Raw genomic sequence first — 14,219 nt, 5'->3', positions numbered from 1 at the left:
GCTATATCGCTCTCTTTGGATTTTGGTAGATACCTGTAGATAACTGAATCGAGCACGCTCGACCCATGGGTATTCGGATCTATCGAAGAAATGCTAGATTTCGGAATATTGTCCTGAGGCCGTGGTTCGGACGCCGGAACTCGCACAGTGCTGCACGAATGCGCACTCGGAAAGACCTTCGGCACCAACGGGATCCAGCGTCAACTCCACCGATTCCGCCAGTCGATACGGCCGGCTTTCCACCACCGAGCCCAACGCGCGTCGCAACCGCGACACTTCCGCGCGCACTGCGACGGCATGATCGGCATCGCCGAACAGTGTGTGACTCAACTCGGTCACCGACATCCCGGCGCGGCCGCGCATGTACAACAGCAGCAGGATCTCGGCGTGTCGAACCGTCACGGCGCTGCGCCACTGACGTCCGGTGCCCGTCACCTCGACCGAAGGCGACGACGACAACTGCAGCGTCATCCGGATCGTCGCCGCCGATTCGGACGGCCGGATCAGCCAGCCGTGCGACAATTGTTCCGGTACGCACAGTCCGAGTCCGGGCACCGTCAGGGCGCGATCGGTGCGGGGCGATCCGATGCGACGGGCCGCTGCGACGCCGGAGGCGTGCGCGACCCACCCGTGGTCGTCGACCAGCAGCACCGGTCCGCTCACCGACGCGAGCAATGGTGCGGCTTCGGTGCGCAGTCGGTCGAGTCGGTGTTCGTGCTGCCGCCACAACTGCGACTCGGCGAGGCGCACAGCGGTGTCGACGAGCGCGCCGATCGCAGGATGCAGCGTCATCGCCGGGCCGCTGACGTCGACGATGCCCAGCAGATCACCGCTGATCGGGTCGTGGATCGGTGCGGCGGTGCAGTACCAGGGGTGTTGTGACTGTTCGAAATGTTCGCCGGAGAACAACTGCACGGGTGCGGCCTCGGCCAGCGCGGTGCCGATCGCGTTGGTGCCCACCTTCTCTTCCGTCCAGACGGAGCCCACGCAGAAACCCAGCGTGTCGGCCCGCGACCGCACACGCGCCGAACCGCTGCGCCACAGGATGACGCCGTCCGCGTCCGTGACGACGAGCAGCATCTGCGATGCGTCGGCTACCGGCGAGATCACTTGCTCGAGGTCGCCGATGATCGCGGCGAGCGGCGACGACCTGCGACGTTGTTCGATCTCTTCGAACGAGTACGGCACGCGCGCGTTGCTGCCCGCCGGATCGAGACCCGTGCGCAGTGCCCGCGACCAGGACCGGGCGACGACACCGCGCGGCCGCATCGTCGGTGTGCCGCCGCCGATGATCGTGTCGTGCATCCGCACCAGGTTGCGGGCGTGACGGGACAGGTCGGTGCCAGGTTCGATCGCGCTGAACGTGCTCACTGGCCCTCCGTGTCACCCTGCTGGTCTCCGCAGCATAGGTCCAGCGCTGTGTCGCGCGCCACAACGCAACGTGATGCAACGCTTGTGTCCCCCTCACCCTCGGTGTGTGCTGGATCACAACAACGACCGGAAGGGATCGGCCATGACCGATATTCTCGAGCAGCCCACCGAGCGCACCACCGACCCGCAGCAGCGTGTGGACGTGTGGCTGCGAGATTTCGAAGCAGCGCTCGCGGCCCGTGACGTCGAGGCGGCGGCAGGCATGTTCGCCACCGACAGCTTCTGGCGAGACCTCGTCTCCTTCACCTGGAACCTCAAGACCGTCGAGGGCCGGGACGGCGTCGCCGGGATGCTGCGCGAACGTCTCGACGACACCGACCCCAGTGGCTTCCGCACCACAGAGACTCCTACGGAGGACGACGGTGTGGTCAGCGCCTGGATCGCATTCGAGACAGCCGTCGGTCGCGGAGAGGGTCATCTGCGCTTGAACGATGAGGGCGCGTGGACCCTCCTCACCACGCTGCAGGAGCTGAAGGGGCACGAGGAGGGGAAGAAGGAACGTCGCCCGCGCGGCACGAAGCACGGCGCCGACCGCAACCGCATCACGTGGTCGGAACAGCGGGACGCAGAGGAGCGTGACCTCGGCTACGAGACGCAGCCGTACGTCGTCATCGTCGGTGGTGGGCAGGGCGGCATCGCGCTCGGCGCGCGGATGCGTCAGCTCGGGATCCCGGCGCTCGTACTCGACAAGTACGACCGCCCCGGCGACCAGTGGCGCGGCCGATACAAGTCGCTGTGTCTGCACGATCCGGTCTGGTACGACCACCTTCCGTACCTACCGTTCCCCGAGAACTGGCCGGTGTTCGCGCCGAAGGACAAGATCGGTGACTGGCTCGAGATGTACACCCGCATCATGGAAGTGCCGTACTGGTCGAAGACGTTGTGCACATCGGCGTCGTACGACGAGGCGGACGGCGAGTGGACCGTGAACGTCGAGCGCGACGGAGAACCGCTCGTGCTGCGGCCCAAGCAGCTGGTGATCGCGACGGGGATGTCGGGCAAGGCCAACGTGCCGAACTTCCCGGGCATGGACCGCTTCCGGGGCGACCAGCATCATTCGAGCGCGCACCCCGGGCCTGACGCCTACGCCGGTAAGAAGGCCGTGGTGATCGGAGCCAACAACTCCGCCCACGACATCTGCGGCGCACTGTGGGAAGTCGGTGCCGATGTGACGATGGTGCAGCGTTCGTCGACGCACATCGTCAAATCCGATTCCCTCATGGATCTCGGCCTCGGCGACCTCTACTCCGAACGCGCCCTGGCCAACGGAGTGACCACACACAAGGCGGATCTGACGTTCGCCTCGCTGCCGTACCGGATCATGCACGAGTTCCAGATCCCCGTGTATCAGAAGATTGCCGAACGCGACGCCGACTTCTACGAACGTCTGGAAAAGGCCGGTTTTCTTCATGATTGGGGCGACGACGGGTCGGGACTGTTCATGAAGTACCTGCGACGCGCGTCCGGCTACTACATCGACGTCGGTGCCTCGGAGCTTGTCGCGAACGGCGATGTCAAGCTCGCGCACGGCAATGTGCGGGAGCTGACCGAGAACTCCGTGATCCTCGAGGACGGCACCGAACTCGACGCCGACCTCGTCGTCTACGCAACAGGTTTCGGTTCGATGAACGGGTGGGTCGCCGACCTGATCGGTCAGGACGTCGCCGACAAGGTCGGAAAGTGCTGGGGCCTGGGCTCGGACACCACCAAGGACCCCGGCCCGTGGGAGGGCGAGCAGCGCAACATGTGGAAGCCCACCCAGCAGGACGGGTTGTGGTTCCACGGCGGCAATCTGCATCAGTCGCGGCACTATTCGCTCTACCTCGCTCTCCAGCTCAAGGCGCGGTACGAGGGAATTCCGACCCCCGTCTACGGCCTTCAGGAAGTCCACCACCTGAGCTGACGCCGGGCCTGGCGAGCAGAACCGCCGGTCCCACACTGAGCGAATGAATCATTGAGTCGGTCTGACGAGGTGGGTGATTCATTCGCTCAGAGGGGTTGGGCGGTTGCGGTGGATCAGGAGGTGCTGATCTCGTTGGGAGTGCGCGGCAGGGTCGCCGTGCGGATCTCGCCCGACTCGAGGTCGACGGCGTGCAACTCGTCGGTGGCGGGGTCGGTGACGTACGCGGTGTGCCCCTCCACCGTCAGAGCCGGGCGCGGCGACTGCCACTCGTCGGGCTCGGTCCACGGGTCGAGGACGTCGATGCGGTCGACGACGTCACCTGTCTCCGGGTCGATCACGTGCAGAGCGCCGTCGGTGCCGAGTACCAGCGCCTCGCCGTGCGGCCCCCGCCCCAGCGACCGGAACGTATAGCTCGTCCCCAGATCGACGAGTCGAAGTTGTGCGGTGCGGGTGTCGACGAGCGCGACTCGTTCGGGGCGTTCGAGCTCGGCGTCGGGGTCGGTCTTGTAGTCGCCGAGGACGATCGGTGACTCGTCGGAGCCGGCCTGATTCCCGAGCCGTCCGTACGGGTCGGGCGCGGTGACTTTCGTGAAGGCGCCGTCGCGGAAGATCACCATGCCGTCCTCACACCCGAACACCACGGAATCGGCTGCGACGGCTTCGCCGTGTACTCCGGGGCATTCGTCGGTTCGAGCAACTTCGTTGCGGCTGTGGTCGAGAAGGACAACGCTGCTGCGACTTTCGCTGTCGCCCTCGGTGACGAGAAGCGATCCGTCGTCGAGCGGCACTGCGACGCCGTGATGGGCCTCCGGTGTGGTGTAGGTGTCGGTTTCGGGAAGCGGGCCGACGGGGTCGAGGCCGTCGGGGTCCAGCAGTGCGATGTTTCCGGTGCCGTCGTCGAACAGCGCGGTGGTGCCGGCGTGCACGACGACGTGTCCGGGTTTGTCGGCGGAATAGGTGAGGTCGGTGAGAGCGGGTGCGCCTGCGTAGTGGTGGCTGTGATCGCCGTGGGTGTCGCTCCAGCTGCCCGTGTCGAGGGCGCGGAAGCCGCCGGCGGTGGAGACGAACACGTGGCGGTCGTCGCCTGCGGGGCCGAGGCGGTTGAACCCGTCGAGGGGAAGATCTGCGACGACGTCGAGTTCGGTCGCGTCGACGACGAGGATTCCGCCGTCGTAGGTGAGGGCCAGACGCGGTTCGGGTGAGGTGACCTCGGCTGCCTTCGGTGCGCTGGCCGGTGCGGCATCGGAGGGCTGGGTCGACGAGGAGCATCCCGCGACCAGTGCGGCCGCGAGCGCTGCAGACAGCGCGAGGCTGCCGTGGTGGATCGGTTTCATGGTGAGGAATTCAGCCAGTAATGAAAATGAATGTCAAAGTAGATAATGCATACTGTTGCATTCGTGTCTCTACGACACGCGCTAGAGGAACTCAGAATCCCCTGACATCGTCGTTACCATCGACCGATGGACCCGGTCCGCAACCCGTACGCCCCCGGCGCGGGGCAGCGCCCACCCGAACTCGCAGGCCGCGAGAAGCAGCTCACGGCCTTCGGCGTGGTGCTCGAACGCATCGCGCGGGGAAGGCCCGAACGCAGCGTCGTACTTACCGGCCTCCGAGGGGTCGGTAAGACCGTGCTGCTCAACCACCTGCGTTCGCTCGCGATCGCCAAGAGTTGGGGCACCGGCAAGATCGAAGCCCGCCCCGATCAAGGCCTGCGCCGGCCCTTGTCGTCCGCACTCCACATGGCCGTCCGCGAGATCGCCGCGGCGCATCCCGACCCGGAATCCGTCGACTACTTCCTCGGCGTACTCAAGTCGTTCGCACTGCGCGCCACCGCAGACAAGGGCATGCGCGAACGCTGGCAACCCGGCATCGACGCCCCGGCCGTCAAGGGTCGCGCCGACTCCGGAGACATCGAGATCGACCTCGTCGAACTGCTCGTCGACGCCGCCGGTCTCGCCCGCGACGTGGGCGTCGGCATCGCCCTGTTCATCGACGAAATGCAGGACCTCCACCCCGACGACGTCTCCGCCATCTGCGGCGCATGCCACGAACTGAGCCAGGACGCCGCGCCGCTGATCGTCGTCGGCGCGGGACTACCGCACCTGCCCGCTGTGTTGTCGGCGTCCAAGTCGTACTCCGAGCGGCTGTTCACCTACCACCGCATCGACCGCCTCGACCGCGCCGCCGCCGACCATGCGTTGATGGCGCCCGCAGAACGCGAAGAGGTCGAATTCACGCGGGAAGCACTCGACGTGCTGTACGAAATGGCCGACGGATACCCGTATTTCGTTCAGGCATACGGAAAGGCCACGTGGGACGTCGCCGCGTCGAGTCCGATCACCCCCGACGACGTGCGGGTCGGTGCGCCCGACGCGGAAGAGGAACTCGCCGTCGGGTTCTTCGGATCCCGTTACGAGCGGGCCACTCCGGCCGAACGCGAATACATGCGCGCGATGGCCGAACTCTCCGGCGACGACGGCCCGGTTCCCACCGCGAAGATCGCGGTGGAACTCGGCCGTAAACCGGCGTCGCTGTCGCCGGCACGCGATGGCCTCATCAAGAAGGGTCTGATCTACTCGGCCGAACGAGGATCCATCGGATTCACCGTGCCGCACTTCGGGAAGTACCTTCGTGCTCAAACAGACTGAGCTGCGCACGTAGCCGCGTCAATGCGCGGTGTTGTGCCACCCGCACGGCGCCGGGTGTGGTGCCGAGCATGAGCGCGGTGCGTTCGGTGCTGTAGCCGCGGAAGATCCGTAGAATCACGATCTGCCGCTGCTGTTCTGGCAACAGGTCGACGAAACGACGTGCAGCTGAGGCGAGTTCGCCGTCGAGAATGTCCTCGTCGGGTGCAGGTTCGTGTATCTCGTGGACCGACACCACTGGACGTACGGCGTTGCGCCGCGCATCGACGACCTTGTTCGCCGCGATCGCGAACGCGAACCGCAGCACCGACCCACCTCGATCGTCGTATCGGGGGAGCGCGCGGACCAGGGCCAGACAGGTTTCCTGTGCGACGTCCTCGGCGGGTGTGTGCGCCCGGGTCTGCTCGTCCATGCGTGCGGTGCAGAACTGCAGGACGTGCGGGCGTACACAGCTCACCACGGTGCCGATCGCGTGCGGTTCACCGGCGACGGCGCGCGGCACCCAGTGGCGGAGCAGGAGTTCGGTGTCTTTGTCGGCCATGGCGGTGGTCCTCTCGGGTGGTGCGGATGTCACACCACCTTCCGCCGCGGAGTGGCCGCGCACTACCGACCCTCGGGTGGGTTATTCGTCCACCCACTCCACGGTGTCGTCGAGTGACGCCCGATCGGTGCGGCAGGTGTTGGCCGGATGTGCGTCGTCGGCGTATCCGAAGGCGATGGCGCAGACGACGTCGCGTTCGTCGCCGATGTTCAACTCGCGCCGCAACGCGGTCCCGGCCATCGGTACAGCGGCCTGTGGGACGGCGGCGATCCCGAGAGATTCGGCGGCGAGCAACAGCGTCGAGACGTAGCCGCCGCAGTCGACCGCGCCGTACACCCCGAGTGCCTTGTCGGTGGTGATGATGGCGACGTGCGGTGCGCCGAAGAATCGGTAGTTCTCGAGCATCTGCTCGGTGCGGCGCGCGTAGTCGTCGCGGGCGATGCCGAGCGCGTTGTACAGCGCATATCCCGCGCTGCGGCGGCGTTCGGCATACTCGCCCCGGTATTCGACCGGTCCCGGGATGTCGGGGTCGAGTTCGCCGGACGAGGCTTGTGCGTGGAGTGCCTCACGAAGGCGTTCGATTGCATCTCCGCTGATCAGGTGCGCACGCCACGGCTGGGAGTTGCACCACGAGGCTGTGCGCTGCCCCATCTGCAGCATGCGTTCGATGTCCTCGCGCGGAACCTGCTTGTCCAGGAAGCCGCGACAGCTGTAGCGGGAGTCGAGGAGGGTCGACAACATCTCTGCATTGCTGGTCATGCAGATCACAATGACACAGGTCAGGAGTTAGCGATCGTTCAGGGGGCGTGCACCACGTCCGTCACCGACGTGCCACCGACCTTCGGATCATCGTCGGCCCACGTTCGCCCGATGCGTATATCGCGACGGTGCACGGGACTCGATTCGAGCAGGATTGTGTTCTCTACATCGTTCTAGTGGCTTTCCGAGAGATGGAGATAATCCGCTGATCGTCATGCTCCACACCGGTCGCCTCACCGGCGTGTGAGACTACAGGAATGGGAACGACCGATCAGCCGCTTCTCGGGGAATCGTGGCGTACGGACCTCTTCGACATCCCTGCCTATCTGAGCGCTGTCGATGTCCACCCCTCTGAACCGACACTCGAACTACTCGAGGAACTACACGGGAAACACGTCCGTACTTTTCCCTTCGGGAACGTCGACGTGTTGCTGGGTGCCCACCCCGGTGTCGCGCCGGACGTCGTCCAGAACCAACTGGTTCGACGACGTCGGGGCGGATACTGCTTCGAGCACGCGCAGATCTTCGCCGCGGCACTCGAACACCTCGGGTTCTCGGTGCGTCGAGCGTTGGGGCGGGTCCACGAGCTCACCAACACCCGCACCCACATGGCAGTCCACGTCGAGATCGACGGTGAGAGATGGTTGTGCGACCCAGGATTCGGATTCAGCATCACCGGGCCGATCGCGCTGAAGGACGGTGCCGTCCGCGTCGAGGGAGATCGCGCGTTCGGGATGCGAGAACTCACCGATCAGGGCAACACCGTCTGGGCACTCACCCGTGGCGGCAAGGCCGAGCACTACGCCGACGAGAGTCCGGTCCATCCCGCCGACGTCAGGGCCGGGCATTTCGTCACGTCGCGTGAGGAGAATTCGCCGTTCGTGAATCACCTCATGGTGATGCGACACATGCCGTACGCCCACGTGACACTTACCGAGAGCGCGCGCACGGTCCGAGCCCCGGGTAGGGAAACCGAGCACACAGAACTGTCGGTCGCCGAAGTCGTCGACACCGTCCTCGAACTCGGAATCATGCTGGATGAGGAGGAGGTCGACGCGCTGACCGCAGTGGTGACACGGCTGCGGAAGAACGGGTGAAACGTCAGACGATGTCCTGTTCGTGCCCGGCCGCAACCCTGCGCAGCCCGCGATACGCTTCGGCGGGCGAACGACGACCAGCGACCACGGCCTCGACCTCCGCTGCGATGGGCATCTCGACGTTGTACTCGCGCGCGAGTTCCATCACCGTCGGTGCAGTCTTGACGCCCTCGGCGACCTGACCGAGCTCTGTGAGTGCCTCGTCGAGGGTCAAGCCGCGTGCCAGCGCCTCACCCACCCGCCGGTTCCTCGACGCTGGGCTCGTGCACGTGGCGATCAGATCTCCGATCCCGGTCAGACCCGCGAACGTACGCGGGTCGGCGCCCATCGCCTCCCCGAGCCGTGTCATCTCGGCAAGCCCTCGGGTGAGGACCATCGCCCGCGTGTTGTCGCCCACCCTGAGACCTTCGGCCATGCCCGCAGCGATCGCGACGATGTTCTTGAGAATGCCACCGAGCTCGCATCCGAGCACATCGGTGTTGCGGTACACGCGAAACACTTTCGATGCGAACAGCGGCTGCAACGCAGTCGCCACCGAATCGTCCTGGATCGCCACAACCGACGCCGCCGCCATGCCGTCGGCGATCTCGCCGGCGATGTTCGGTCCCGACAACAAACCGACAGGGTGGCCGGGCAGGCACTCCGCCACCACCTGGGTAGGCCGCAATCGGGTACCTGGTTCGAGACCTTTCGCCAGCGACAGGATCGGAACCCAGGCGCGTAGCCGATCGGCGATCTGCTCGAGCGTCGTGCGGACCGCGTGCGAGGGCACACCCACCACCAGTACGTCGGCTTCCTGCGCGGCCTCAGCGATATCCGACGTTGCGCGTAGCCCCTCCGGAAGCTCACGGTCGCCGAGATATCGGCTGTTGCGATGGGTTTCGTTGATCTCGGCAGCCGTGTCGGGATTACGTGCCCACAGCAGGGTCGGGGTGTTGCGCGCAGCGAGTCCCGCGACCGTGGTGCCCCACGATCCCGAGCCGAGTACGACGACGCGAACCGGACGTGCCATGGGTCCATCCCTTCGTCAGTGGTGTTCAGAACAGACTCTCACCTGCCGTATCGAGGTGCGGGATGATTGCCGGACTCCATGTCGGACAAACATCGGCGTGTTGTCACCGGCCGAGTAGTTCCGACACCGTCACGAACCGGTATCCCTCGGCGCGCAGGCCGTCGACGATCCCGGGGATCGCCTCGAGCGACGACGCCCGCGACGGATACATCACGTGCAGCAGGATGATCGAGCCGGGACGCGTCTCGTCCAGGGCGATGCGGACGATCTCGTCGGTATCGGACGAGGCCGAGTCCGGTTCGACGTCCCACATCACCGTGGTGCGGTCGTGCGAGTCGAGATATCGGGGAAGCGCGAGGAGTTTCTTCCCGTAGGGAGGCCGGAACGAGATCTCTCCGTCGTAGCCGGCAGCGCGGATCGCGGTGTCGGTGCTCTCGATCTCCTGTGCGACGGTGTCGCCTCCGACGAATACCATCCTGCGATGCGTCTCGGTGTGGTTGCCGAGTTCATGACCGGACTCGACGATCGCACGACCCAACTCCGGCCGCTCGGTCATCTCACGGCCCGTGACATAGAAGGTCGCCGGTACATCGGCGTCTGCAAGCACCTGCAGCACCTCGGGGGTGGTAGCACTCGGTCCGTCGTCGAGCGTCAGCGCGACCACCTTCTCCTCGGTGTCCACACGATCGACGAGGGTCCCGAACAATTGATAGGTCCGTGAGTCCATGACCCGATAGGTGGCGAAGGCTGCGACGATCAAAACCAGGACGATCAGAACCAGGACGATCAAAACCAGGACGACGATCGACGTCTTGACTCGTGCGCGCGGTGTCATGCGGGCATGGTGCCAGAGCCCGATTCGCTACGCGGCGTGGGGATCGGTCCAATCCTGGCGCTCGAGCAGCCACGACACTGCCACGCCGCCGACGATCCCCCAGAAGGCTGCACCGATGTTGAAGAACATCACGTCGGACGCGGTGACGATGAACGCGATGAGCGCGCCCATCGTGTAGCGGCGGCCGAAGCCTGCGACGAACGCGCCCTGTAGGGCCTTGAGCATCGCCAGACCACCGAGGACCGCCACGAATGAGGCGGGTGCCGCGATCATCCACTGCACGAACAACGGTGCGAACAGACCGAAGACGATCGCCAGCCCGCCGCATGCCAACGCCGCGGTGTACTGGCGGGACCGCTCACCCGACGCGGTCAACAGCGCGTTGGTCGGCCCCGTCAGGCACGTCGAGACTGCTCCGACGCACGCGGCGGGGAACGACCACAGTCCGCACATGATCGTGGAGATGTTGATCGGAGGGTTGTGACCGGTCGACCGCAGCACCGCGACGCCCTGCCCGTTCTGCACCACGATGACGGTGATCGCGAGGGGCAGAACCAGTTCGACGATCGCCGACCAGGTGAACACCGGTGCGGTGAACACCGGTGCGGCGAGGACGTTTCCGCTACCGGGTTCGGGTTCGAACCGGCCCGAGAACGCGACCGCGATGGCGCCTGCGAAGAGAGCACCCAGAATCGGTGGCATCCACCGGCCGAGCGCACCTACGGCGCTCAGTATCAGGAACACCACAATCATCGGCACGGCGATCGCGAAATCGGAGCCCAGCGCCTTCACCAGGTTCGTGCCGAACGACAGGAAAACACCCGCGACCATCGCCATGACGATGGGCATGGGAAGCGCTTCCATGACGCGGCGGACGAGGCCGGTTATGCCCAGCAGAGTGATCAACGCGGCCGTGACGAAGAAGGCTCCGACCACCTCGGCCCAGCTCAGATGAGTGAGGGCGCCACCGACGAGAATCGTGCCGGGGATGGTCCAGAAGAAGCCCAGCGGCTGCCGGTAGGCAAGGCTCATCGCGATCGTCAGGATGCCGTTGAGAACGAAGACCCCGAAGATCCACGACGCCAGCTCTGCCTGCGACAGTCCGCCGGCGGCGCCGGCGGCGAGAATAACCGCAACCGGACCTGTGCACGAGAAGATCAGACCGATGAGGCCGTTCGATGCGTACTTGGGTCCGAAGTCGCGCAACACTTCCGACGGTCGGATCCACGGCCGAGACGGTCGCTCGAACAGATCCGTATCGGGATGCGTGGCTTCGTCGACGGCAGTCACCGGGTTGTCTCCTTATTCTTCTTGCCGGAAGCGGGCGGCGAGTTCGCTGCGTGAGCGGATGCCGAACTTCGCGTAGACGCGGGTCAGGTGGTACTGGACTGTCTTCACCGACAGGAACAACTCCCCGGCCACTTCCTTGTTGGTGTGGCCCGACGCGACAAGGGTTGCGACGGCGCGTTCTTGAGGGGTCAGCGTCGACACGTGTGCCTTCCCTCGGGGGGAGTCGTTGTCGCCTGCTTTCAGCCCGCCGGCCTTGAGTTCGCGGTCGCAGCGTTCGACGTACGAGGTTGCGCCGAGCGTGGAATACAGTTCGCGGGCGCTACGAATCACGGCGTCGGCGTCGCGCCTCCGGCCGGCTCGACGGAGCGTCTGCCCGTAGGCGAAGTTGATACGTGCACGCTCGTACGGCGTCGGCAATGTGGCTATCTTGTCGAGCGCGGATTCGAAACTCTCGCGAGCGGCATCGATGTCGCCGCGCGAGCCGTGGATGCGTCCGCGCACGTACCCGAGTCGCGCTTGGGCCGAACGGTGTTGCCGGTCGGCGGCGCGCTTCTCGTGGGGCGCGAGGAAAGCATCGGCTTCGTCGACGCGGCCCGTCATGACGAGAGCATTGCCGTGTAGGTCTGCCCAGGGCCAGAAGCCGGGTTCGTCGACTGCTTCCCGGTGTTGGAGCGCGACGAGGGGCTGCAGTTGGCGCAACACACCTTCGTAGTCGGCTGCGACCTCTGCGCACTGCGCTGCCGCAATGCAGGACGGCACCAGCATGATCGAATAGTCGTTGGGACCCGACCTGCCGCGACGCAGATGTTCGACGGCTGCGGGCCAATTCCCACGCAACGCCTGGACCTGGGCTCCGGTCCAGTGCACGAGAGGCCGGAGAAGATCCAGCCCGGTCGAATCCAACTGTGCTGCAGCACGATCGACAGTCCTGGTCGCATCACTCCATGCTCCGAGTGCGAACTGAGTGCGGGCGAGCCACGCTTGTGCCCACAGTGAGATCCGCAGCGACCCGCCACGAAATGTGGTGGGCTCGGCCGCCTCCAATTCTGTGCGGGCGCGGTCAGGTTCGTCGAGAGCAAGCGCAAGCCACCCCTCCGCCATGCGGATTCGCTGACTCTGTGCGCCGAGGCGAGTCTGGTCCGACAGCGCGGCGTAGGACTCGCGCGCTTCGGCGATCTGTCCGGTCATGCCCAAGCCGAGGCCGCGGATCGCCAGTGCCTCCACCGACGCAGGTGTGTTCTCCGGTACGAGTTCCGAAGCACGGTCGGCCCACTGTACGAGGTCCTCACCGCGCATCCGGGCCAGAGAGTGGAGCACCATCCGGTGGGCGATCATCGCGGCCTGTTCAGGGTCGGATGCCGGATCCTCCAGCATGTCCCATGCCTCGGTCAGGAGGTCGTGGGCTTCGGCGGCGCGTCCTCGCTGGATGGCCAGATAGCCGAGCACCGCGTTGCGTCTCGGTCCGCCCGGGACGCTTTCGATCTCGGGAATGAAGGTCTGGGCCTGGGGAAGATCCGCCGCGCCGGTGAGTGCGTCGACCCCGCGGATCAGCCTCGTCGTGCGAAGGTCGCGTTCGGGCGTGATGCGACTCGCCGTGATGAGGCCTTCGGCAGCCTGCGACCACGCGCCGTCCCGCGCACGTTGTCGCGCATACTGATCGAGTCGATCGGCGAGAGTGCCGTCGGCCGTGGGTGTCGCCGACACCAGGTGGAACAGGGCTTCGCCCTCGTCGTCGACGATGGTCGCTGCGCGCAGGTGCAGTTCGCGCCAGCGCGCAGGCCCGATGTCGTCGGTGACCGCGGCAGCCGTCATCGGATCGCGAAACGACAGGGTGACGACCCCGCGATGTTCGCGCATCATGAGCAGGTCTGCGCTGCTGGCCTCGTCGAGTAGTGGTGTGGGGTCGTCGATGCCGGCGAGATCCGCAGCCGGAGCGAGCGGTGTCCCGCTGCCGAGGATCGCAGCTGCCTCGACGAGAGAGCGTGTCTCGGCCGTGCAACGTGTCAGTGCTCGACGGACCGTTGTGGCGTGTTGTTGTGGTGCCGGGAAGCGGGCTTGCCACTGCTGCCACTGGACGCGGGGAATCTCGTCCAGCAATTGGAGAATCGCCCGCGGACTCCCGAGGGTGTGATCGCGGAGGCGTTGCGCGGTCCACGGCGACAGATCCACTCCGATACGGAGCAACGCGAGTTGTGCGATGTCGGCGGATGCAAGCGGGCCGACGTAGACGGTGTCGGCGCGGTGCGACGACAGAATGTGCACGGTGGCGTCGGCAACTCCCTCCGGAAGGACATCCGGAACGATCCACAACATCAGGATCGAATGCCGGTGTGCACGCCTGATCATCGACGAGAGTGCCTGGAGGGATTCGGTGTCGGCCCAGTGTGCGTCGTCGACGACGATGATCGTGGGCACGTGGATCGTCTCGAGGAAGGCGTGTGCAGCGTCGATGGCATCGTCGCCTGTCACCGATGCCTGCATCAGCTGTTCGAGCACACCCCAGGGATGGCCTGATTCCCATGTCGCACCGGAGGCGCTGCGCACTGACAGATCTCGGTGGCGATCGGTGAAACCGCGTACGAGTGAGCTTTTTCCGATGCCCGGCGGCCCCTCGACGAGGGCGAGCGCGGAAGATCCGGCTCGCGCCCCGTCGAGGAGCCGATCGAGCTGAGAGAGCTCGTGTTCACGTCCGACCAGCATCGAATT

The 14,219-nt window shown here is 65.7% G+C and carries 11 protein-coding genes; 3 read left to right on the top strand and 8 right to left on the bottom strand.

All coding sequences use genetic code 11. The features are described 5' to 3' along the window. Window positions 1-93: 93 nt before the first annotated feature. Entirely contained in the window at window positions 94-1,371 is a 1,278-nt protein-coding gene (locus ACFWCF_RS03155; protein ID WP_378557055.1) for a transcriptional regulator, read from the bottom strand. A 142-nt stretch (window positions 1,372-1,513) separates the two neighbouring features. Between ACFWCF_RS03155 and ACFWCF_RS03150 the strand changes: the two genes are divergently transcribed. Beyond that, complete coding sequence (locus ACFWCF_RS03150; RefSeq protein ID WP_378557052.1) at window positions 1,514-3,334, top strand: NAD(P)-binding domain-containing protein; 1,821 nt, start codon at window positions 1,514-1,516, stop codon at window positions 3,332-3,334. Window positions 3,335-3,447: 113 nt separating this feature from the next. Here the strand turns inward: ACFWCF_RS03150 and aztD are convergent, their stop codons facing one another. Continuing rightward, entirely contained in the window at window positions 3,448-4,668 is a 1,221-nt protein-coding gene (gene aztD, locus ACFWCF_RS03145) for a zinc metallochaperone AztD (RefSeq protein ID WP_378557049.1), read from the bottom strand. Between the two features lie 126 nt (window positions 4,669-4,794). Between aztD and ACFWCF_RS03140 the strand changes: the two genes are divergently transcribed. After that, window positions 4,795-5,982 carry an AAA family ATPase gene (locus ACFWCF_RS03140; protein ID WP_378557046.1) on the top strand — a complete coding sequence of 396 codons (1,188 nt, stop codon included), beginning with the start codon at window positions 4,795-4,797 and terminating at the stop codon, window positions 5,980-5,982. On the opposite strand, the gene ACFWCF_RS03135 is transcribed toward ACFWCF_RS03140, so the two are convergent. Further along, the gene (locus ACFWCF_RS03135; RefSeq protein WP_378557043.1) at window positions 5,936-6,520 is read right to left on the bottom strand and encodes a sigma-70 family RNA polymerase sigma factor; all 585 of its coding nucleotides are present in this window, start codon (window positions 6,518-6,520) and stop codon (window positions 5,936-5,938) included. The two genes, ACFWCF_RS03140 and ACFWCF_RS03135, sit on opposite strands and share 47 nt — an antisense overlap. 81 nt (window positions 6,521-6,601) lie before the next feature. Further along, window positions 6,602-7,279, bottom strand: a complete 678-nt coding sequence (locus ACFWCF_RS03130; protein WP_378557040.1) for a nitroreductase — start codon at window positions 7,277-7,279, stop codon at window positions 6,602-6,604. Between the two features lie 257 nt (window positions 7,280-7,536). On the opposite strand from ACFWCF_RS03130, the gene ACFWCF_RS03125 reads away from it, so the two are divergent. Continuing rightward, complete coding sequence (locus ACFWCF_RS03125; protein ID WP_378557037.1) at window positions 7,537-8,376, top strand: arylamine N-acetyltransferase; 840 nt, start codon at window positions 7,537-7,539, stop codon at window positions 8,374-8,376. Window positions 8,377-8,380: 4 nt separating this feature from the next. On the opposite strand, the gene ACFWCF_RS03120 is transcribed toward ACFWCF_RS03125, so the two are convergent. The 4 genes from ACFWCF_RS03120 to ACFWCF_RS03105 all read right to left on the bottom strand — a co-directional run bounded on the left by ACFWCF_RS03120 (window position 8,381) and on the right by ACFWCF_RS03105 (window position 14,213). Continuing rightward, window positions 8,381-9,388: an NAD(P)H-dependent glycerol-3-phosphate dehydrogenase gene (locus ACFWCF_RS03120; protein ID WP_378557034.1), complete on the bottom strand. Its 1,008-nt coding sequence runs from the start codon at window positions 9,386-9,388 to the stop codon at window positions 8,381-8,383. 103 nt (window positions 9,389-9,491) lie between these two features. Continuing rightward, window positions 9,492-10,223, bottom strand: coding sequence for a polysaccharide deacetylase family protein (locus tag ACFWCF_RS03115; protein ID WP_378557031.1), 732 nt, complete (start codon window positions 10,221-10,223; stop codon window positions 9,492-9,494). A 27-nt stretch (window positions 10,224-10,250) separates the two neighbouring features. Further along, window positions 10,251-11,513 carry a benzoate/H(+) symporter BenE family transporter gene (locus ACFWCF_RS03110; RefSeq protein ID WP_378557028.1) on the bottom strand — a complete coding sequence of 421 codons (1,263 nt, stop codon included), beginning with the start codon at window positions 11,511-11,513 and terminating at the stop codon, window positions 10,251-10,253. A 12-nt stretch (window positions 11,514-11,525) separates the two neighbouring features. Continuing rightward, on the bottom strand, window positions 11,526-14,213 hold the full coding sequence (locus tag ACFWCF_RS03105) for an AAA family ATPase (RefSeq protein ID WP_378557700.1): 2,688 nt from the start codon (window positions 14,211-14,213) through the stop codon (window positions 11,526-11,528). Between the last annotated feature and the right edge of the window lie 6 nt (window positions 14,214-14,219).

It is taken from the genome of Rhodococcus sp. NPDC060090 (genome assembly GCF_042729855.1).
GTDB lineage: Bacteria > Actinomycetota > Actinomycetes > Mycobacteriales > Mycobacteriaceae > Rhodococcus.
This window is presented reverse-complemented; position numbering and strand designations above follow the sequence as displayed.

Coding starts and splice junctions, on each gene's coding strand:
- ACFWCF_RS03150 (WP_378557052.1), top strand. CDS start 1,514: ATGACCGATATTCTCGAGCAGCCCACCGAGCGCACCACCGACCCGCAG.
- aztD (WP_378557049.1), bottom strand. CDS start 4,668: ATGAAACCGATCCACCACGGCAGCCTCGCGCTGTCTGCAGCGCTCGCG.
- ACFWCF_RS03140 (WP_378557046.1), top strand. CDS start 4,795: ATGGACCCGGTCCGCAACCCGTACGCCCCCGGCGCGGGGCAGCGCCCA.
- ACFWCF_RS03135 (WP_378557043.1), bottom strand. CDS start 6,520: ATGGCCGACAAAGACACCGAACTCCTGCTCCGCCACTGGGTGCCGCGC.
- ACFWCF_RS03130 (WP_378557040.1), bottom strand. CDS start 7,279: ATGACCAGCAATGCAGAGATGTTGTCGACCCTCCTCGACTCCCGCTAC.
- ACFWCF_RS03125 (WP_378557037.1), top strand. CDS start 7,537: ATGGGAACGACCGATCAGCCGCTTCTCGGGGAATCGTGGCGTACGGAC.
- ACFWCF_RS03120 (WP_378557034.1), bottom strand. CDS start 9,388: ATGGCACGTCCGGTTCGCGTCGTCGTACTCGGCTCGGGATCGTGGGGC.
- ACFWCF_RS03115 (WP_378557031.1), bottom strand. CDS start 10,223: ATGACACCGCGCGCACGAGTCAAGACGTCGATCGTCGTCCTGGTTTTG.
- ACFWCF_RS03105 (WP_378557700.1), bottom strand. CDS start 14,213: ATGCTGGTCGGACGTGAACACGAGCTCTCTCAGCTCGATCGGCTCCTC.